A 21,084-nucleotide genomic window follows, 5' to 3' on the forward strand; every position below is an offset into this window, starting at 1 on the left:
ATGATCCAGATTGATCTCTCAACATTAGTTAATAGACTTCACCCTATTGCTAAACATGCTTTAGAAAATGCGGCTGCGTTTTGTGTAAGCCACCAGCAACTTGAAATTACAGTAGAGCAATTTTTACAACAACTGCTGGAAACACCCTTAACGGATATCCGCACTATTTTTAATAAAGTTGATATCAATCCAACTGAATTAACCGCGCTTTTAAATATTAACGCGACACAGCACCCAAGCGTAGCTCCAAGTTATCCAAATTTTTCTCCACTGTTAGTCGAATGGCTTAAAGATAGTTGGTTATTAGCTTCAGCAGAACTTAGTCATAACACATTACGTTCAGGCGCTTTGTTACTCACTTTATTGCAAATGCCTCATCGTTATTTGCCTAAATCAGCAGTTGAATTACTCTCACAAATCAATAGAGAGCAACTCAAACTTAACTTTGATGAATGGACTCTCACATCAGCAGAAACGCCAATCACAGAAGCTAATAAATCATCTAATAGCCATGTTCAGTCAGACTCTATGCTTGCACGTTTTACACAAAACATGACGCAACAAGCAAGAGACAACCAGTTAGATCCTGTTTTATGTCGTGATCATGAAATTGATTTAATGATTGATATTCTCTGCCGTCGTCGTAAAAACAACCCAGTGGTTGTTGGTGAAGCAGGTGTGGGTAAAAGTGCCTTAATTGAAGGGCTAGCCTTACGTATTATTGCAGGAGAAATTCCTGAAAAACTTAAAGAATGTGAGTTATTAACATTAGATTTAGGCGCTCTTCAAGCAGGTGCAGCTGTAAAAGGAGAGTTTGAAAAACGCTTTAAAGGCATTATGCAAGAAGTGGCGCAATCACCGACGCCTATAATCCTATTTATTGATGAAGCCCATACCTTGATTGGTGCAGGAAATCAGCAAGGTGGATTAGATATTTCCAATTTGCTAAAACCTGCATTGGCCCGTGGCGAATTAAGCACCATCGCAGCAACCACTTGGAGTGAATACAAAAAATACTTTGAGAAAGATGCAGCATTAGCGCGTCGTTTTCAACTTGTTCAAGTGAAAGAGCCTAGTGCCAATGAAGCGATTATTATTATGCGCGGATTACGCTCTATCTATGAAAAAGCGCATCAAGTTTTTATTGATGATGAAGCGCTCTGCGCATCAGCACAATTAAGTGAGCGTTATCTTTCTGGCCGTCAGCTTCCCGATAAAGCCATTGATGTACTTGATACCGCTTGTGCTAGGGCAGCAATCAATCTTTCAACGCCGCCTAAACAGCTATCAGCATTAAAAACACAACGCCATCAAATCAAGATGGAGCGTGATGTATTAACCCGTGAACAGCAACTCGGTTTAAAAGATCATTCAGAGCGCTTAGCAATATTAGAAAACCAGTCCATTGAGATTGAAACACAAATTGAGGTGCTTCAACAGGCGTGGGAAAAACAGAAAAAGATTGTTCGTGAGATTATCGAATTACGTTCAACCTTATTATCAACATTAACTAAATCAGCTGAAGAAGCAAACGGTGAAAGTGTTGAAAATAACAGTGATGAGCTGAAATCCCAATTAAATGCGCTAAATGAAGAGTTAAATGAATTACATCAACACTCTTTATTAGTCTCGCCTCATGTAGATAAAAAACAAATTGCTGCCGTTATTGCTGAATGGACAGGCGTGCCTCTTAATCGACTATCACAAGATGCGTTATTAGTAGTCACAGAGCTTCCTACCTATCTTGAACAGAGCATAAAAGGTCAATCACTCGCAATCAAACATCTTCATAAGCATTTATTAACGGCTCGTGCCGATCTACGCCGTGCTGGTCGTCCATTAGGGGCATTCTTGTTAGCAGGGCCAAGTGGCGTGGGTAAAACTGAGACGGTTATTCAAATTGCTCAATTGATGTTTGGTGGAACGCAGTATTTAACCACGATCAACATGTCTGAATTTCAGGAAAAACACACTGTTTCTCGCCTAATTGGCTCGCCTCCAGGTTATATCGGTTATGGCGAAGGAGGAGTATTAACAGAGGCTATCCGTAAAAAGCCTTATTCTGTGGTATTACTTGATGAAGTCGAAAAAGCCCATCCCGATGTTTTAAACCTATTTTATCAAGCCTTTGATAAAGGGGAGTTAGCTGATGGAGAAGGTCGTATCATTGACTGTAAAAATGTCGCCTTTTTCCTAACCTCTAACTTAGGCGATCACATCATTATGGCTAATGCAGATAAGCCGGATGAATTGCATGATGCGCTCTACCCTGAATTAACTACCTTCTTTAAACCTGCACTTTTAGCACGTATGGAAGTCATTCCGTTCTTACCGTTAACGCAGGCTATTCTCAAAGAAATTATCACTCACAAACTAACACGTTTAACCGAATTACTGACACAACGCTTCCATGCAGAAATTAGGCTAGAAGATGCGGTTTCAGATGAAATATTGCAACGTGCTTCACGAGCAGAAAACGGGGCAAGAATTTTAGAATCCATTATTGATGGCGCACTACTCCCTCCGCTTTCACTCCTTCTCTTGCAACACAGCGCACGGAATGAAGATATCAGGACGATACGGTTATCAACACAAGATAACCAATTTATTGCAGAGGTAAATGTAGAACTATGAAGTACAGACTGAAAAATGCGCTCTCTCTCTTAACTTGTTTAGATGTGGACTCACTGATCAGCCAATTTCTTGAGCTGAGTATGCCTCGCAGCCCATTCAGCGCACTTATTGTTTCGATGATTAATAAATCAGAGAATCGTTTAGAGAGCTGGAGCATTGATCTTAATGAAAAAGTAGAGAAGAAACATTTGGATGTCGATATTACAGAAGCGGATCACCCATTGATCCAGCTTCTATCACAACCACAATCTGTACTTTGGCATGATCTAAAACAAGGCAGTTATATTAGCGATCGCGCTTTACAGCAGTTTATCGCCAAACAACCAGTGCATTGTGGATTATTTAGTATCCCCTTTACTGATCTAAATAATAAACCTTGTGGGTTAATTATTATGTTAGGGCAAGATCTCGATGAAACGGTTTATGAACAAGGGATCTTCTCTATTTACTGCAATATTTTTCATCATCAATTAAAAAGCATTTTGGCGTTTTCTCAATCACAACAGAAAATCGCTGATCTGCAATATCTATTGCAATTACAACAAGAAAAAGAAGAGAAAATTAATCAGACGTTACGGTCATTATCCGTATCTAATTTAACTTCGACACAAACATCACCGCAATCTTTTGCTGAGGTAAACGATCTTACTTTAGCTACCGAGCGCTATGAAGCGTCAATTCTGCGCTATCAACAAGAAAGCAGTAATGACGATCTCAATTTAATCGCTGAAAACTTAAATATTTCAAAGCGTTCTCTTCTATATAAATTAAAAAAATATGGATGTCTTGAATGAATTATTCACGGACTATTTATTTCATCTTTCTGGCCTTCTTTTCACTCAATAATGCCTTTGCACAAGCACAAGAAAGTGAAGTTCGCCTTACTGAACAAGCGCTCTCTCAATGTCGTGAAGAGGTATCTCAACTTATTCGCTTATCCTGTTATGACCAAATTAATGTTGAGAATAAGCAAACATCCACTTTTGATGTCAGTGCAATGGGCGATATTTGGCGCTTAGCGGCAGAACATGAAATGAAACGTGAAAACTATACAGCGGGATTTATAGTAACAGCGAATAACACAGGTACTTATCCCGTCATTATGACTATTCCAGCAATGGGATATCAACCACCTCGCCCTATTTTAATGCTCAGTTGTATTGACAACATTACTCGTATGCAAATTGCGTTACCGAAAAAACAAACAGCAGGAAATGTTCTGCTCATAACGGATAAAACCCAATTAAGCAGCGAGTGGTTTCTACGCGAAGACGGTTATTTGCTTGAAGCAAGTCGCGGCATCCCCGGCATTGATGAAATCAAGCAACTACTTTCCAGCACTAAATTAACCATCAAATTAGCGAATGATGAGCAATTAACCTTCAATATTTCAGGCATTAACGAAGAGATAAAACCTCTACGTTCAGCCTGCCATTGGTGATAATAATGACAACAAAAACGCTCTGTACATGGCGAGAACAACTTTTAGCACCTTTGGATGAGGCTAAAATAAGTAGCCAGCTTGATGAAAATAGCGCTGATTGGGAATATATCGAAAGTGAAATGATAAAATTTGGCTCCCTAAGCCATGGCACTTTAGATATTGAGGATATTCAGCGTCGCGCATTACAGCTATTCGCAACACAAACCAAAGACTTTCGCCTATTAGTGCATTTTTTAAGAACACTACAACATGCTGCTATTGCTGAAGAACTCGTTATTGCTGCCACGGTTGCCAGTGCCTATATGCAACATTATTGGGATATCAGCTACCCTAGTAATCCGCGTTTAAAACTACGCTTAGCACAACAAATTCTGAAACGTTTTGAATCAGTCAAAAGCAGTTTTTGCCAACAAGCCACGCCTGAACAACGTGATGATATTTTGGGTGAATTCGCCTATTTAGCACAATTTTGGCACACCAGTCAGCCTAGTTTATCTACACAAATGGATGAATTAAGCCAAGCGTATCAACATATAGAAAATGCACAAGAATCGACCATTATTGTTGAAGAAAGTGTAAAAGCAGAACCCATTAATGAAGTAAAAACGCCGTCTCAAACACCAGTAAGTGTGACTTCAGAAACAAAGCAACATCACGTTGAAATTAATCAAAGTGACGATCGCCAATGGAAACAGACACTCTTAAAAGTCGCTAGCATTCTTTGTGAACAAGCATCTAATGATGCTATTGGTTATCGCCTACGCCGATATGCCATTTGGCACAATATTCAAACACTTCCGATAAGCGATAAACAAGGTAAAACCCCGTTAGCGGCAGTAGCAATTGATAGAGTGACTGATTACAAAGCGCAACTTGCACAACCGACGCTCACGTTACTCAATCAAATTGAGCAGAGCCTCACATTAGCGCCTTACTGGTTAGATGGTCACTATATTGCGGCTCAAGCCGCTCAATCATTAGGGCTAACTCATATTTCATCAGCTATTGCTCAAGAGCTTTCACTATTTTTAGCTCGATTACCACAGCTTAACCATCTCTATTTCTCTGATATGACACCCTTTATTTCAGAAGAAACTCGCCAATGGCTAAATAGTTTAGAAAGTAAAACGAATAATAAAGCGAGTTCTTCGTTATCGCTCCAAAGTGAGCAACAAGAAATTATGACCTGCTTTGAACAAGAAGGTCTTAATGCTGCGTTATTAATGATTGATAACGCCATTTCAATCACAACAGAACCCCGCCAGCGGTTTTATTTGCAGTTACTCTCAGCACAACTTTTTGAAGCCTCAAAGATGAGTTCCATCGCAAATGTTTATTTTAATCAGCTTTATCAAGATGCACTTCGATATTCATTATCAGAATGGGAACCCAATTTATTAAGTCAATTAGCATCAAAAGCGGAACATCAACAGAACTCGTCTTCTCATAGGGAATAATAATAATGAATTGGTCATTTCTTTCTGGAAAGAAAATAACGGATTTTATAAAAAAAATTTTCTTTGCTGATAAATCAAAAATTAAATCCTTCTTTTTACTTTTTATTGCCTTAATTCCGGCACTATTTGTCATTTGGATTTGGTGGTGGGGAGCTAATTATGAATTTAAAGGGGATTACCCATTAAGATCGCTCAGCGCTCGCTGGCTAGCGACTGTTATCACTATTTTAGTCGTTGTCAGTTGGGTTGGCATTGCAACATGGCTTCGTGTAAGAAAACTTGAAGCTCTAAAATTAGATGTTGAACTCGCTATTGTCGATCCCGTACTTAATGATATTGAGCATCAAAACCGTTATTTAAACTACTGGAAATCGCAATTTATTAAACATCAAAATGGGCATACCAATGCGCTTTATCAAAAGCCTTGGTATTTTGTTCTAGGTACTGATGAAAGTGGCAAAAATACATTATTAAAAAATAGCCTTAATACATTAGATATTGCGCCTATTGAAAATATCGTTAGCGAACAAAAATTACCTTTGCATATAAAAATGTTATTGGCGGATCAAGCTATATTATTAATGCCAGAAGGTAAGTTAATTACGCAACCCAATCTTATTTTAGAAAAACCAAAACTTTATCACCGATTATGGAATGAGTTATTAGTCTGGCTAAATGAACATCGTTCTCGTCAACCAATGAATGGCATTATTCTTACTATTGATACATTACAACTGCTGACAAACGATAAAGAGAAAAATAGCCAATTTATTGCTTCACTGCATATGCGATTACAAGAAATTCGCATCGCTTTTAATAGCCAATTACCTATTTATATCGTGTTTACAAAGCTCGATTTATTACAGGGATTTGACGCTATGTTTCAGTCATTAGAAGCAAAACAGCGCGATGAAATATTAGGTGTAACATTCCGATTAAATAGTGGAAATAATTGGGAAAAAGATCTTAATGCATTTTGGGAACAGTGGGTAAGCCAAATGAATAGCGCCCTTCCTGAAATGATGTTGAATCGCGTTGATGAAAGCCAACGTACTAAGTTATTTAGTTTTATTCGTCAAATCCAAGGGCTAAAAACTAACGTTATTAGTCTGCTTAATGCATTAACGTCCAGTAATAAAGAGCAAGATATTCAATTAAGAGGGGTATACCTCACTTCAGCAACACAAGTTGGTCAAGTTGATAATATCTTTAGTCAAACGGCATCTGTTCAATATCATTTACCAACAGCGCCATTAGCCACTTGGCCTATTGCAGAAACTCATAGCTATTTTACGCAATCACTTTTTCAAAATATTTTGTTATCAGAGCCAAATCTTGCCGCTGAAAGTCAATTTTGGCTTAAAAAACATCGTAGAAAAGTTCTATTAGCTTCCGCTATTAGTGTTGTTGGTATTATCTCTTTATGGAATGGTTGGAGTCATTATTACAGTAAAAACTACCAATCTGGCGAAAATGTACTTAATGAAGTGAAAGCATTTCGCTCTTCAGAAGCGACAATTACCACCAATACAGCAGGAAAAGAGCAACTTGCGGTATTAAATCCATTATTAGATGCCACATTGGCTTACGGTAATTATCGTGAAAAAAGTGATACTTTTTCTGATCTTGGGTTATACCAAGGCAAGAATGTCGGTCCTTATGTCGAAAATGTTTATCTCCAATTGATAACAGAACATTATTTGCCTTCAATTATGAATTCATTGCTGACTGAGTTGAATAAAGCGCCAGCCGGTAGTGAAGAAAAATTAGAGATATTACGCATTATGCGCATGCTTGAAGATAAGAGTGGGCGTAATAATGAGATTGTTGAAAACTTTATGTCCAATTATTGGAGTCGCTTATTTACAGGTCAGAGAGATATTCAATCTCAGTTAATGTCACACCTACAATACGCATTGAAACATACCGATTGGCAAACTCAACGCAAAGCGGGTGAAGTAACGGCTATTAATGCTTTTACACCATTTACTCAGCCACTCAATACAGCGCAAAAAGAGTTGAGCCGTTTACCTCTTTATCAACGTGTTTATCAAACATTACGTCTTAAAGCGAACCAAGCTCTCTCATCACCATTAAATATACGTCATCAAGTGGGTCCTAGCTTTGACGCTATTTTTACTGCGATTAATGAAGATAAACTGCAAATGCCCCAGCTTCTAACACTGTATGGCTTAACAAACTATTTTACTCAGCATAATGATGAGCTGGTGGATCTGACCTTTTTAGACGCATGGGTATTAAGTTTAAATACAAATACTCAATACAGTGAAAGCGACAGAAAAGAGATCCAACGCCAAATCACTGAGCAATATCTAAACGATTACACGGCACAATGGCGTGCCGCTATGAGTAATCTTGAAATAAGAGAATTTGAATCTCTACAAGATGAAATTAATGCATTAGAGCAAATTATTAGCGGTGAACAGCCAATTCGTCGTGCATTACAAGTACTAAGAGATAATACAACATTACCGAAAATAGACAGTTCGTTACCCATTGCTGATCAAAAGGCATTAATGGATGAATTGAAATACAAATTGCTCACTCGATTAGATAAAGAATTTGCACCTCAAACTGAAATTCTTGTCAGCAATAACGGTGAGAATTTACAAAATCTCAATCAGAAATTAAATGAACTTCATCGTTATTTATTAGGTATTTATAACTCACCAGTACCGGGTAAAGCCGCCTTAAAGGCCGTGACATCTCGCCTTGAAGATAATAATCGCGACATTATTTTTGAATTATCTCAATCAGCTAAAACATTACCTGAACCAATGAATCGTTGGGTAGGACAATTAGCAGATCAAGCGTGGAATGTGGTACAAAAAGAAGCTATTCGCTACATGGAGGTTGAGTGGAATGAAACCGTCGTTAAGCAATATCATACCTACATTATCGGTCGCTATCCGTTTAATGCTGCAACCACACAAGATGTTCCTTTAAGTGAGTTTGAGCGTTTTTTCAAACCGAATGGCACATTAGATAGCTTCTATCAGCAAAATTTACGCCTTTTTGTTGAAAATAACTTAATTGAAAACAGTGATGGTCAATCACTTATTCGCCCTGATGTATTAGAACAACTTGAAATTGCTAATCGAATTAGAAATACGTTTTTTAATGCTCAAGGAAATTTAGAAGCACAATTTGCCATCGAAGCACTTTCTCTCGCTGGTAATAAGCGTCGTAGCATTTTAAATCTTGATGGACAATTACTCGATTATTCACACGGTAGAAGCCATACCGTACATATGGTTTGGCCTAATTCAATGCGTTCAAATGTTGAGAGCAAGCTTACCTTAGTGCCTATTTCTGGAGATAAATCACCACGAGCTATCTTATTTAATGGACCATGGGCGCAAATGCGACTCATTAATGGGGGCAAACTTACCAATATTAAACCGCATTCTTTCGATGTGAGATTCACCCTTGATGGCGGTGATATGACATATCGGATCACAATCGATGAATCTAATAATCCATTCTTTGGTGGATTATTTACCCGCTTCAAATTACCAGAAACCCTTTATTAACTGATTTCCCCTCATATTTATGAGGGGATAGGATATTTCATGAATACGCCAAAAGAAAAATTTGTGATAAAAATTGCAGGCTCTCCTTTAGATATCCCTGAATTTATCGCATTAAAAGCGGAATTTAATAAACTTAATCATCCTTCTCAACCTGAGATCAGTTGGACGCTTATTGAATCTCTCTCATTAACGTTATTTAAAACCCATGGTATCGATTTACAGAGTGGCGTTTATTACACGCTGGCTCGTCTTCATCTAAATGGATTAAATGGTTTTACTGAAGGATGCGAATTACTCGCCAATATAGTGGTCAGCCAATGGGATAATCTATGGCCCACTCAACCAAATCATCGGTGTGATGTTTTAAATTGGTTTAATACCAAAGCCGGTGCTTTATTACGTCAATTAACATTCTCGCCTACTGATTTGCGTTTAATTTATCGCTCAGAAAGAGCTTTGCAATTAATTATCGATCAACTCGCCCATACGGATTGGCCTAAATTACCGAAGCTAGAAAACTTACTTTGGTTTTTTCAAAATGCAGCGAAAACCTTAGAACAAAATACAAAAAGTTCAACTCAAAAAAGTAGCAATAATGCCGTTAAGATCCCGCCTATTGTCTATATCAGCGCATCTGATGAATTGAAAGAAAATAACGTTTCTAAACCTAATCCTATCGCCGAAGTTGTTTTATATGACGATCCGCCTATTGAGAAAAAACCAATGAGTGCAAAAAAAGGCTTTTTTATTGGATTATTAAGTAGCAGTGCTATTTTTGTTGCTATTAGTGTGGCTATTTATCTACCAATGCAAAAAGAACTCTCCGCAATTACTGCTCAACCTGAAGGTGCTATTACACAGTGGTTATATCAACCTAATATCAGTTCATACGCAAATAATCTTATCTTAATGGAAAAACAGTCTCCTATATTTGCACTAAGAAAATCGGAGCATATGTTGGATGTGGCTAAAAAGCTTTGGCCTAATAATGCAGATCAATCTTACGCAACACGACAATGGCAAAATATCCTTACTACACGATTAGAAAATACCCCCATTGACAGTAGCTGGTCTGATACGAATAAATTAATTCAACAGCTTTCCGATAGAATTGTTCAACAAGAGCGTAACAGAGGAAGTTTTACTCTTTCGTATTTAAAAACAGCAGTTTATGAAATACAAAAAAGCCACAATAAAGCAGTGCCTATTGAAAATAAACTGTATCTATTTTCACAAGAAATAAGTAAAGAGCGGTCTATTTCTCCCGCATTAATTAATAATCTCGATGCAGATATTAATGGGTTATTGGCTCGATATTATCTTCTTCAAAAAGAAGCTGAAGAGTTAGGATTAAAGCCTTATTCATATTAAAAATAACCAGAATTCATGACAGATATTATTTATTATTAAAGGGTCGATATTAAATTAACATGAGTGAAATTAAATATTTAAAAGAAAGACAATACCTGCAAAAACTGGCTAGATCCTACGCACAAAAAAAACCGCATTTAGCGGAAGTTTTAGAACCTGATGATCCTCAAACTAGCTATTTAATGGAGGGATTCGCCTTTCTTTCTGCTCACTTGCAAGAAAAGATTGATGATGCATTCCCTGAAATTACACTCCCTTTATTACAACGTCTCGGCTCTCAAGCAATAAAAGGATTACCTTCAACATCAATTATTCAAATCAGTTGTGATAAAGAGATTAACTACAGCTATTACATTCCTAAAAATAGTAGTGCTCTAGGCAGTAATAATGAGTGTTTTTCAACTTGTCGCGATTTATATATTGAACCTTATTCTCTTATTGAAAAACAAGTAACACATCAACCTAATAAAAGTTGTATCTCTTTAACTTTTGCCTACCTTGGTGATATAGAGCAAATACAATCTTGCTCGCTAAATTTATTTCTTAGCCCAATCAAGAATATTGCCGATACCCTATTACTTGGATTAACTCAGCATTTTGACTATATTGAACTAAAACATGCGGATCAAAGTTATCATGGTGATAACGCAACGTTTTGTTTTAAATCTCAAATTGGTAAAGATTATCCTATTTTTCCACAATCAGAAAATACGCCGAAAGCGCCACAACAATTATTAGAGGGGTTGTATCTTCCTCACGTTCACCATTTTATCAGTTTAGATATTCCCACTATTATTAAACAACTCGATTGGGCGAAAAGCACTCAATTTACAGTTAGTATTTATTTAAATAAGCAAATTTCATTAACAGAAGAACAATGCCAAGACTGTTTTTTACTCAACTGTATTCCCACAGTTGATAAAGAGAAAGATCATACAGTTATCATTGATTTCCAAGAGAATAAATCATCTTATTTACTGCCTATTCCTGATAACCATTATCTTTCAAGTTTATCTGAAATCATGCTTTCATTAGAGCCACATGAAAAAGAGCGTGGTATTTATTGTCATTTTTATTCGATAACTGAATTAACATCAGCATCTCGCCTATTGCCCCAATATCAAAATTCCCTTTTTTATTCATTAACTATCGATAAAGATATCACAGGGAGAACATTCTATACGCTTCATTTCTATGACAATAAAGGTGAAGAGCTTATCTCGCCACCAAGCCTACATTTTTCCTGTACTTATATTGGCTTTGAAAGATATAAAGATAACAGTATTGGTGTGTTGAATGCACATAGTGAAAATATGCCTGATAATTTATTGATCAAAAATATCACACCGCTATCAGAATGTTTTCCACCTATTGTTGATGATAAGTGTTATTGGCATTTGTTGTCACATTATAGTGCTAATGCTTTTATGCTAATGTCGATTACAACCATAAAAAATATGTTAAGTGATTATTTAATTTATACAGAGTTAGATAAACAAGTCACAAGGAAAATAAAAAAATCCTTGGATGGCTGTATTGATTTAGATAGTCAGACTTATGATTATATTTTAAAAGGCAAGCCACATCGTTGTTTATCTTTAATATTAACACTAGATACTGATTATTTTGATAATGAAGGTGATGCGTTTATTTTTGTTTCCCATCTTTATCATTTTTTCCCATTCTGCTTATCTGAGAATATGTTATTGGAAATGAAAATTAAATTTAAAGATGATGAAAAAATAAAATGGTTTTTATCACCTTCTCCACTAAAAGGTTATAAGTCGTTATTATAATTATATTATCTATTAAATTATTATATAAAAGGTCTATAATAATATTAGTATTTTAAAATTAGGAATTTAAATATTGATAGAAAATTCACTTTATGTGAGAATCCCTTTAAAGTTAATAAAAAATAAGGAGCAATAGTCATGGCAAAAATTAATAATAGCGCTAAAGAAAGAGCCTATGCTGTCGCTCTTTTTGTTGCATCCCAGGCTACTGTAGACTCTCGCGTCATGACAGCATCCAAGAAGCTAGCCCAAAAACGTTCTGCACAACGTTCTGCTGATGATTTGAATAGAATGTTTTCAAAAGCTTTTTCTACAGTAATTAAATAATAAATTTATATAGTCATAATTAATAATAGCATTCTTATCTAAAGCCCTTTTATAGGGCTTTTCTTTAGAGGAATTTAGTTGTGCACTCTAAGAAATGGGTATTTCGTGAATTGGTCAAAAATGAAAATGATAAAAATATTAAAATGTATTTTTGATGGATTTCAAAGCGTTATTGCTATTTTCATATTAATTTTCTCTCTTCACTTAATCGCTTATTGGTCATCTGATGATGCAATAAAATTGGGTATCATCAGTAGCTTTTGGAGTAAAGTACAAAATGTATTTAATAATCCAATTCCAGTACCTGAAGTAAATTTAAGTTCTACCAATATAAATGTAGATAATTAATCTTATTTATTATGTTGTATAAAAAATTTAATTTATTAATAATATTATTACGACATAATGATCCCCTCTCCAGTAAAAATAACTATTTGATAGTTTAGATGCTGATTTAATCACAGATAAAGCATTCAGATAATAAGAAAATAGATTATATTCATTATAGGTATAATATAACCCAATATCCTTTTTAATATTTTATTTCTACTTCTTTGACATTATTCATATTCTATTTAAGACCTGATTACAATAATCTTATAAATACTGAAATAGCGTGCCTTTTTGTGCTTAGCCCAGAACTTGCAGTAGGATCACCAACACCGAAAGCCTCGGCTAAAATATCAGGATCTAATAGTGACCAAGCTATGCAAAATGGTGCCTTCTATTCTTACTAATCTCCAATTAAATCATATTATTCTTAATTAACACGCCTATTACGTCATTAACAAACAAAAATACTGTTAAAAACTAATGTAATTTACCTAATTATTTGATTTGGGTAAAACGGTTTAAATCTTTTAATAAATAAAAATTGATAGATATTAACTATTAATAGACTATTTTTGATCGTTTATATCGATCTTTAAGTATTTTTACGGTAACCTCTTTTAAAAAGAGGGATTGATATGAATTCAATTAATATTGTTGTAGGTCAGAGAATTAAACAGAAAAGAAAGCAATTAAAAATAACAGGTATCGAGATGGGAAGAAGGCTTGGTATCAGTCAGCAACACTATTCACGTTTAGAAAATGGACATCTGAAAATAACCGTCGATCAGCTTATTGCTATTGCTTTAATATTAGGAATATCGCCACAAAGTTTGTTGGTGACACCTGAAATAATGTCCCCAATGTTAAATGCTTGCACTGAAACAGTTTTATCATCAAATGAGATTTTTGTATTAAGAAATAAGAAGCGCCGCAATCTTAGATAAAAATACAGTAATATTATTTAGCGCTATCTAATATTATATTTTAACTATTCTAGTTAAATAGATCGCAATTTTTTTATTTTCTTTTATTAAAATATCATCCATTTATAAAATCAATCGATTGATTTATTGTTAAAATAAAGAATCAATTGTTAATCCCTTTAACGATTGTATATTTTAATAGAATTTTTGGGGCATTAGATAATTTCCGATTAGATCCTTCCATCAAATAAGCCGCTATTTCTTCTGATGATAAATCATCAACTTCTTCAAGATTAAAATACTCATCTGGCCAATAAATAAGATCTGAAGAAAAAGCTTTAAAGTTTATCTCGAGTAAATTCATTGCATAAGAATGTTCAGATTCACTGCCTTCTGCTAAACAGATGAAATCAACAATACTAATTAACTCTTCATAAGTCAGATCATCTAAATACTTCGCCTGATTAAAAGCTATTTTTGTAAACTCTTTTGCACTTGTCCAAGAATTGTAGTCACGAAAATCTGAAAACTCACAAGGCGTTATTACTTGTGCATTCCAATTTCTTATCATGGTGTTAAGTTCGGGATCATTTTCAGTTGCACCATTATCGATTTTAACAGTTATCTTCTGTAGTAAATCGATCAATTCATTGAGTTTAGCTTTGCTGACTTTTTTTGGTTTTAATCGGTTAGGTAAAGGCATTTTTTATTCCATTTATATTATTTGCATTAAATCTGTCTACTTTAATCTTTTTTAGTAAAAAGTCATTATAAAACATTAAATTATTTAATAAATAAACAAATGAATTATTGATTTATGGAATATGCTTAGAAAGCATCGTATTTATTAATATTTTATTTTAATAATGTCATCTAGAATATTCATAATATTATTTTTCAAATTCATCCTTTAACTTTATTTACTCGTATACCTATATTTCATACATCAATATTTAGAACTATTAGGCTAGGCATGATTTTTAAATCCATGACGAAGTTCAATTTGAAGTAATAGTACAAAACCAGTAGAGAGAGTTAGAAAAAAGTAAAGCTGGCGAAAATGCTTCGTGAAAAGAGTACCAAGAAAGTCTGTGAGTATTTAGTAAGGTGATTTATTCATACTTAACCAAACATGCACGCCAAATAGACAGAATTTTCGGAGCTAGCGTCCCAAATACGACCTAAATACGACACAATTGAGAAGAATAGAAAATTTGAAATGAATGTAGCTACTTGATTGGAAATTTGATTTTAAATGGTACGCCCTACAGGATTCGAACCTGTGACCTACGGCTTAGAAGGCCGTTGCTCTATCCAACTGAGCTAAGGGCGCCTAGAAGAACTTAGACGTCAGCAAGAGTGCTGATAACGGGTGTGAATTATACGTTCAACATTCTGAGAGTCAACGCTTTTTCAACGATATCAAACTATATGGTTAAAATATGGCAAGTATTCGACTGACAGATTGCTCTTGATCTGACAAAATAGACCAATACCGTAATTGAATAATTTGGATGTATAGATGTCAGCAAGAATTATAGATGGGAAATCGATTGCGCAGACCATCAGAAGCGAAGTTGCAGAAAAAGTAAAACAACGTATTAATGCAGGAAAACGAGCGCCTGGTTTAGCTGTTATTTTAGTGGGTGATAATCCTGCATCACAGATTTATGTTGGAAGTAAACGCCGTGCTTGTGAAGAAGTAGGCTTTATTTCTCACTCTTATGATTTACCAGATACGACCAGTGAAGCTGATTTATTAAATCTGATCGACCAGCTTAACGAAGACAACACTATTGATGGTATCCTTGTTCAGCTCCCTTTACCTGCCGGAATTGATAATGTTAAGGTTTTAGAACGCATTCATCCTGATAAAGATGTCGATGGCTTTCACCCTTACAATATCGGTCGCCTATGCCAACGCGCACCTAAATTACGCCCTTGCACACCTCGCGGCATTGTCACACTGCTAGAGCGTTGTAATATTCCTATGAATGGCTTAAATGCCGTTATCATTGGTGCTTCAAATATTGTTGGTCGTCCAATGAGCTTAGAGCTATTACTTGCAGGTTGTACAACAACTGTTACTCACCGTTTTACTAAAGATTTGCGTTTTCATGTTGAGCATGCGGATTTAGTCGTTGTGGCGGTAGGAAAACCTAATTTTATTCCTGGCGAGTGGATTAAACCGGGTGCAATCGTGATTGATGTCGGTATAAACCGTCTTGAAAGTGGTAAAGTTGTCGGAGATGTTGATTTTGAAGCAGCATCTCAACGTGCGGGCTGGATTTCTCCCGTCCCTGGTGGGGTTGGTCCAATGACAGTTGCCACACTAATCCAAAATACTTTGCAAGCATGCGAAGAATACCACGACCCTGAAACAGGAAATAATTAATCGATGGAAACATTTCAATTAGATGGGCACGACTATGTCGAGCTTTGTGATTTATTAAAACTTCAAGGTTGGACTGAAAGCGGAGCTGCTGCTAAAAGTGTCATTGCTGAAGGTTTAGTAAGTGTTGACGGTGAAGTTGAAACCCGTAAACGCTGTAAAATTGTTGCGGGAAAAGTTGTCACCTTTGGTGAGTTTTCCGTTAGCGTCAGCAAATAATCAGCAAATTAATTAATATTGAAAAAGCGTGACTATCTCAGTCTCGCTTTTTTTCTTTTTAATCCTTTTTCGCCTTCAATGTGCTTTTTCTTCCTCTTTTTTCTTATTTATTCATATTTAAAAAAACAAATAGATATAACTTATTGAATAAAAACAAAATTATAAAATTTACTTTAATATATTTAAATTTAGAACATCATTTTTAAGCCTATCTATGGTTATAATCTCCTTTCAGAGTTCAGCAGATTGTACATTTTATAAAAAAATAGATAAAAAGAAGTGCTATAAGTTATTATTTTATATATGGATAACACTTTTTAACCATTACTGTAAAACTTCAGCAACAAACCTTTTTATTGATACTTTTATCCGTTTATTCATGTTTAAATGCACTAAAATGTGATTTGGATCTAATTTATTTCTACTTTCATTAGGCAAAAGAACATTGTTTGTACTAAATTACAGGTTATAATTTGAAACGATTCAGCTTAATGATACTATTTTAGTTGTTATTTTGTGATATTTACGTATTTTTTGCCCTTTATCTAACAGGAGATTTTATGCTCGGCTTACCCACTCAAGGTATCTCTGTCTTTGCTAAATTACAGCAAAAATCGATGCCTGTTCTTTTATTTAAGGTAAGGAACTAGCATGAAACACAGAGTAGCAACCATCACTCTTAACCCTGCATATGATCTTGTTGGTTTAAGTAATCCTATTGAACTTGGCGAAGTTAATCGTGTTAAAACGGCTGGCTTCCATGCTGCGGGCAAAGGCATCAATGTGGCTAAGGTTTTAAAAAGCCTTGGCGTTGATGTCACTGTTGGCGGTTTTTTAGGTAAAGAAAACCAAGATGGATTCCAAAAAGAGTTTAGTGACTCAGGTATCGCTAACCGTTTTCAAATGGTTGAAGGCCGTACTCGTATCAATGTCAAACTCACGGAACCTAATGGCAAAGTGACTGACTTCAACTTTTCTGGTTTTGAAATCACAAAACAAGACTGGACACGCTTTGTTAACGACACGCTAAGTTGGGCGGGTCAATTTGATATGATTTGTGTCAGTGGCAGTGTTCCTCCTAGCGTTGATCTCAATGATTTCACTGCATGGATGACTCGCTTACGTAGCGAATGTATGTGTTTGATCTTCGACAGTAGCCGAGATGCTTTTGTCGCGGGATTAAAAGCCTCTCCTTGGCTTGTTAAACCTAATCATCATGAATTAGAGATTTGGGCAGGTAGACCCTTACCTGAACTTTCTGATGTTGTGCAAGCGGCACAAACATTACGGCAGCAAGGTATTGCTCACGTTGTGATTTCATTAGGTGAACAAGGCGCGATGTGGGTTAATGCTTCGGGTGCATGGATGGCAAAACCACCTAAGTGTGATGTCGTAAGTACAGTCGGAGCTGGTGATTCAATGGTTGGTGGCTTAATTTATGGTTTAATGATGCGACAAACCAGTGAACACACCTTACGTCTTGCTACTGCCGTTTCTGCACTTGCTGTGAGCCAAACCAATGTTGGTATTCATGATCGCGAACAATTAGCAAAAATGATGGCGGAAGTAGAATTAACCCCTCTAAAATTATAATCAATAACATTCAGTGGTAAATTGAATAATATTAAGTAGAATTACCACTGCTTCAATTAAATATATTAACGCTAGGTTATAAAAATCAAAAACAGAATCTCTTTAATTGATTAATATTTATTTATTATTAAATCAAACTTTATTTTTTCTATTTCTTCGATAAACTTCACTTTAATAAAATTTAATAAAGATATTCTAAAACCAATAAAAACTTATTTCTGTTTTTAGGAGAAGTTATGGAAAGGCCCATAGTACTTTTATGGATCCAAGTTATTTCAGTATTATTTTTAGGTATAAGTTTGTTTATATTAGTTGCTGGAGCACCAATTTATTTATTAGCAATGGCAATGGGTGGTGGCCAAACAATGCTAGTGGGGTTGTTCATCATGCTGTGTCTAATTATAACAATGATAATGCAAGTTACAGCATGGATAAAACTCGCTAGAAATAGTAGAAATGCTTACTCTTTTTTAAAAATTTCATGGGCATGCTTATCTATTTCGATCTTTTTTATACTGAGTATTTCGATGTCATTAACAAATATGTCTGAAGTTGGCTTTGTTGTTTTTTCTATTATCGTTATCTTAACGCATCGACTCTTTTTCTCTGAAAATGTGATTGCTTATTTTAAATATAAACAAAAAGATAGAGAAAGAGAAACGAGTGTTATTAGTCAATAAGTTAATCATCAGACAAAAAAATATCGGATATTAAATATCCGATATTTTTATATTAAACACGCATTAAGTATAATCACTCAATTGTCGTATCAATTATTACGACGCCAAACTGTTCCTTGAGGACCATCTTCTAAAACAATCCCCATCGCGGTTAACGCGTCACGAGCAACATCAGCCGCTGCCCAATCTTTATTTTTACGAGCATCATTACGCTGTTGAATTAATAATTCAATTTTTTCAACTTCACCCGCATCATCCGCTTTAGCACCACTTTGTAAAAAGTGCTCAGGCTCTTGCTCTAACAAACCTAATACTTTAGCAAGCTTACGTAATACTGCGGCTAAGCCATTCGCTGCATTCATATCAACCAATTTTAGACGATTGACTTCACGCGCTAAATCAAACAAGACTGAATAGGCTTCTGGTGTATTGAAATCATCGTTCATAGCGTCAATAAATTGCGCTTCAAACGCTTCGCCACCCACAGGTTGTGCATTTGCATCAGTGCCACGTAATGAAGTGTAGAGGCGCTCTAATGCAGTCCGAGCCTGTTTTAAGTTTTCTTCAGTGTAGTTAAGTTGACTACGATAATGACCTGATAATAAGAAATAACGCACTGTTTCAGCATCGTAATAAGCTAATACACCACGAATGGTAAAAAAGTTATTAAGTGATTTAGACATTTTTTCTTTGTCTACCATCACCATACCAGAGTGCATCCAGTAATTAACGTAAGGACCATCATGAGCACAAGTAGACTGCGCAATTTCATTTTCATGATGAGGGAACATTAAGTCTGAGCCACCCCCATGAATATCAAAATGATGTCCTAACTCTTTACTATTCATCGCAGAACATTCGATATGCCAACCTGGGCGACCTTCTCCCCACGGAGATTGCCAGCTTGGTTCACCTGGTTTGGACATTTTCCATAAGACGAAATCCATTGGATTGCGTTTTACGTTAGCAACTTCAACTCTAGCTCCGGCTTGTAGTTGCTCTAAATCTTGGCGAGAAAGTAAGCCATAATCAGGATCGGTATCAATCGCAAACATCACATCGCCATTGTCAGCAACGTAAGCATGTCCACGTTTAATTAGCGCTTCTGTTAATTCAATAATTTCAGCAATATGGTGTGTTGCACGCGGCTCTGAATCAGGGCGAGCAATATTTAATGCATCAAAGTCTTTATGCATTTCAGCTAACATACGAGTGGTTAATTGCTCACATGTTTCATTATTTTCGATCGCACGTTTGATGATTTTATCATCCACATCCGTTACGTTACGAACATAGTTAACATCGTATCCTAAATAACGCAGATAACGGGTTATGGCATCAAAAGCCACAAATGTACGTCCATGACCAATATGGCATAAGTCATAAATAGTGATGCCACACACGTACATACCTATTTTACCTGCATGGATAGGTTTAAATTCTTCTTTTTGGCGAGTAAGAGTATTAAAAATCTTTAGCATCAGTGGACGTTCCCGTTTTCAACTGTACGTGTTTATTACGTTTTTATATAAAAGAAAATAACAACTACTATAACATGATATTAATTAGGATATTGGATCTTGAAGGCAAAGCAAACTCAAGATTAAGGTTTTATCTTACTCTGCTTAGCGCTTATTTTCACTGTTCAATCGTTGATAGCAAACAATCAAACTTCTATTATTTGGCTAAATTTTGGCGAAAAGTGTTTTTTCCCTCTATTACTGATTTATTTAGCAAGAAAAAGTGGAACGAGAAAAAGATGCATACTGACTAAATTAGGCAACTGTGGTATAAAAACGGGACTGTTGTTTATGCCCAAATCTGGGTAAAGCTAAAATTATATTAGGATCTGAATATGGTTACTTTTCATACCAATTACGGCGATATCGTGATTAATACATTTGCAGACAAAGCACCTGCAACCGTAGAAAATTTTTTAGACTACTGTAAAGAAGGATTCTACGATAACACTATTTTCCACCGTGTCATCAATGGTTTTATGATCCAAGGTGGTGGCTTTGAACCGGGTATGAACCAAAAAGCGACCAAAGCACCTGTAAGAAACGAAGCAAACAATGGCCTAGCAAACAACCGCGGTACATTAGCAATGGCTCGTACAAACGATCCACATTCTGCTACTGCTCAATTCTTTATCAACGTTGCAGACAACGATTTCTTAAACTTCCGTGCTGAAAATGCAAATGGTTGGGGATATTGTGTCTTTGCTGAAGTTGTTGAAGGCATGGACGTTGTTGATAAAATCAAAGCGGTTTCTACTGGTCGTAGCGGTTTCCACCAAGATGTTCCTCGTGAAGATATCGTCATTAAAAGTGTAACGGTTAGCGAATAAGCCTCACTTTT

General features: G+C 35.7%; 17 protein-coding genes and 1 tRNA gene. 15 read left to right on the forward strand and 3 right to left on the reverse strand.

Features of this window, described 5'->3' with window-relative positions; all coding sequences use genetic code 11:
* The 10 genes from tssH to QQS39_RS14485 all read left to right on the forward strand — a co-directional run bounded on the left by tssH (window position 1) and on the right by QQS39_RS14485 (window position 13,860).
* Window positions 1–2,634 carry a type VI secretion system ATPase TssH gene (tssH, locus tag QQS39_RS14440; protein ID WP_285804789.1) on the forward strand — a complete coding sequence of 878 codons (2,634 nt, stop codon included), beginning with the start codon at window positions 1–3 and terminating at the stop codon, window positions 2,632–2,634.
* Window positions 2,631–3,428, forward strand: coding sequence for a Fis family transcriptional regulator (locus QQS39_RS14445; protein ID WP_151435852.1), 798 nt, complete (start codon window positions 2,631–2,633; stop codon window positions 3,426–3,428). The genes tssH and QQS39_RS14445 overlap by 4 nt, the downstream gene beginning before the upstream one ends.
* Window positions 3,425–4,075, forward strand: a complete 651-nt coding sequence (gene vasI, locus QQS39_RS14450) for a type VI secretion system-associated protein VasI (RefSeq protein WP_285804790.1) — start codon at window positions 3,425–3,427, stop codon at window positions 4,073–4,075. The genes QQS39_RS14445 and vasI overlap by 4 nt, the downstream gene beginning before the upstream one ends.
* Before the next feature lie 5 nt (window positions 4,076–4,080).
* Window positions 4,081–5,535 carry a type VI secretion system protein TssA gene (tssA, locus tag QQS39_RS14455; protein WP_285804791.1) on the forward strand — a complete coding sequence of 485 codons (1,455 nt, stop codon included), beginning with the start codon at window positions 4,081–4,083 and terminating at the stop codon, window positions 5,533–5,535.
* A gap of 5 nt (window positions 5,536–5,540) precedes the next feature.
* Complete coding sequence (gene tssM / locus QQS39_RS14460) at window positions 5,541–9,089, forward strand: type VI secretion system membrane subunit TssM (protein WP_285804792.1); 3,549 nt, start codon at window positions 5,541–5,543, stop codon at window positions 9,087–9,089.
* Between the two features lie 39 nt (window positions 9,090–9,128).
* Complete coding sequence (locus tag QQS39_RS14465; RefSeq protein WP_151435856.1) at window positions 9,129–10,460, forward strand: VasL domain-containing protein; 1,332 nt, start codon at window positions 9,129–9,131, stop codon at window positions 10,458–10,460.
* Window positions 10,461–10,519: 59 nt separating this feature from the next.
* Complete coding sequence (locus tag QQS39_RS14470) at window positions 10,520–12,256, forward strand: type VI secretion system baseplate subunit TssF (protein WP_285804793.1); 1,737 nt, start codon at window positions 10,520–10,522, stop codon at window positions 12,254–12,256.
* 138 nt (window positions 12,257–12,394) lie between these two features.
* Window positions 12,395–12,583 (forward strand): hypothetical protein, encoded by a 189-nt coding sequence (locus tag QQS39_RS14475; protein WP_196570968.1) that lies wholly within the window; start codon window positions 12,395–12,397, stop codon window positions 12,581–12,583.
* A 105-nt stretch (window positions 12,584–12,688) separates the two neighbouring features.
* The gene (locus tag QQS39_RS14480) at window positions 12,689–12,931 is read left to right on the forward strand and encodes a hypothetical protein (RefSeq protein WP_285804794.1); all 243 of its coding nucleotides are present in this window, start codon (window positions 12,689–12,691) and stop codon (window positions 12,929–12,931) included.
* A 620-nt stretch (window positions 12,932–13,551) separates the two neighbouring features.
* Window positions 13,552–13,860, forward strand: coding sequence for a helix-turn-helix domain-containing protein (locus QQS39_RS14485; protein ID WP_285804795.1), 309 nt, complete (start codon window positions 13,552–13,554; stop codon window positions 13,858–13,860).
* Between the two features lie 142 nt (window positions 13,861–14,002).
* Here QQS39_RS14485 and QQS39_RS14490 read toward each other — a convergent pair whose 3' ends face one another.
* Both QQS39_RS14490 and QQS39_RS14495 read right to left on the reverse strand, forming a co-directional pair.
* A complete protein-coding gene (locus QQS39_RS14490; RefSeq protein ID WP_151435860.1) occupies window positions 14,003–14,542 on the reverse strand; it encodes a hypothetical protein in 540 nt (179 codons plus the stop codon).
* Window positions 14,543–15,095: 553 nt separating this feature from the next.
* Window positions 15,096–15,172: transfer RNA gene (locus tag QQS39_RS14495), tRNA-Arg, on the reverse strand.
* A gap of 189 nt (window positions 15,173–15,361) precedes the next feature.
* Here QQS39_RS14495 and folD point away from each other — a divergent pair.
* The 4 genes from folD to QQS39_RS14515 all read left to right on the forward strand — a co-directional run bounded on the left by folD (window position 15,362) and on the right by QQS39_RS14515 (window position 18,723).
* Window positions 15,362–16,234: a bifunctional methylenetetrahydrofolate dehydrogenase/methenyltetrahydrofolate cyclohydrolase FolD gene (gene folD / locus QQS39_RS14500; RefSeq protein WP_151435880.1), complete on the forward strand. Its 873-nt coding sequence runs from the start codon at window positions 15,362–15,364 to the stop codon at window positions 16,232–16,234.
* A gap of 3 nt (window positions 16,235–16,237) precedes the next feature.
* Window positions 16,238–16,450, forward strand: coding sequence for a ribosome-associated protein YbcJ (gene ybcJ / locus QQS39_RS14505; RefSeq protein ID WP_023582608.1), 213 nt, complete (start codon window positions 16,238–16,240; stop codon window positions 16,448–16,450).
* A gap of 651 nt (window positions 16,451–17,101) precedes the next feature.
* Window positions 17,102–18,043, forward strand: a complete 942-nt coding sequence (gene fruK / locus QQS39_RS14510; RefSeq protein WP_109371319.1) for a 1-phosphofructokinase — start codon at window positions 17,102–17,104, stop codon at window positions 18,041–18,043.
* Window positions 18,044–18,279: 236 nt separating this feature from the next.
* Entirely contained in the window at window positions 18,280–18,723 is a 444-nt protein-coding gene (locus QQS39_RS14515; RefSeq protein WP_196735932.1) for a hypothetical protein, read from the forward strand.
* An 89-nt stretch (window positions 18,724–18,812) separates the two neighbouring features.
* Here the strand turns inward: QQS39_RS14515 and cysS are convergent, their stop codons facing one another.
* Window positions 18,813–20,204, reverse strand: coding sequence for a cysteine--tRNA ligase (gene cysS / locus QQS39_RS14520; protein ID WP_285804796.1), 1,392 nt, complete (start codon window positions 20,202–20,204; stop codon window positions 18,813–18,815).
* Window positions 20,205–20,578: 374 nt separating this feature from the next.
* Here cysS and ppiB point away from each other — a divergent pair, with 374 nt between their 5' ends.
* Window positions 20,579–21,073: a peptidylprolyl isomerase B gene (ppiB, locus tag QQS39_RS14525; RefSeq protein WP_006533972.1), complete on the forward strand. Its 495-nt coding sequence runs from the start codon at window positions 20,579–20,581 to the stop codon at window positions 21,071–21,073.
* Window positions 21,074–21,084: the final 11 nt, after the last annotated feature.

The sequence above is a fragment of the Proteus appendicitidis genome (genome assembly GCF_030271835.1).
Taxonomy (GTDB): domain Bacteria; phylum Pseudomonadota; class Gammaproteobacteria; order Enterobacterales; family Enterobacteriaceae; genus Proteus; species Proteus appendicitidis.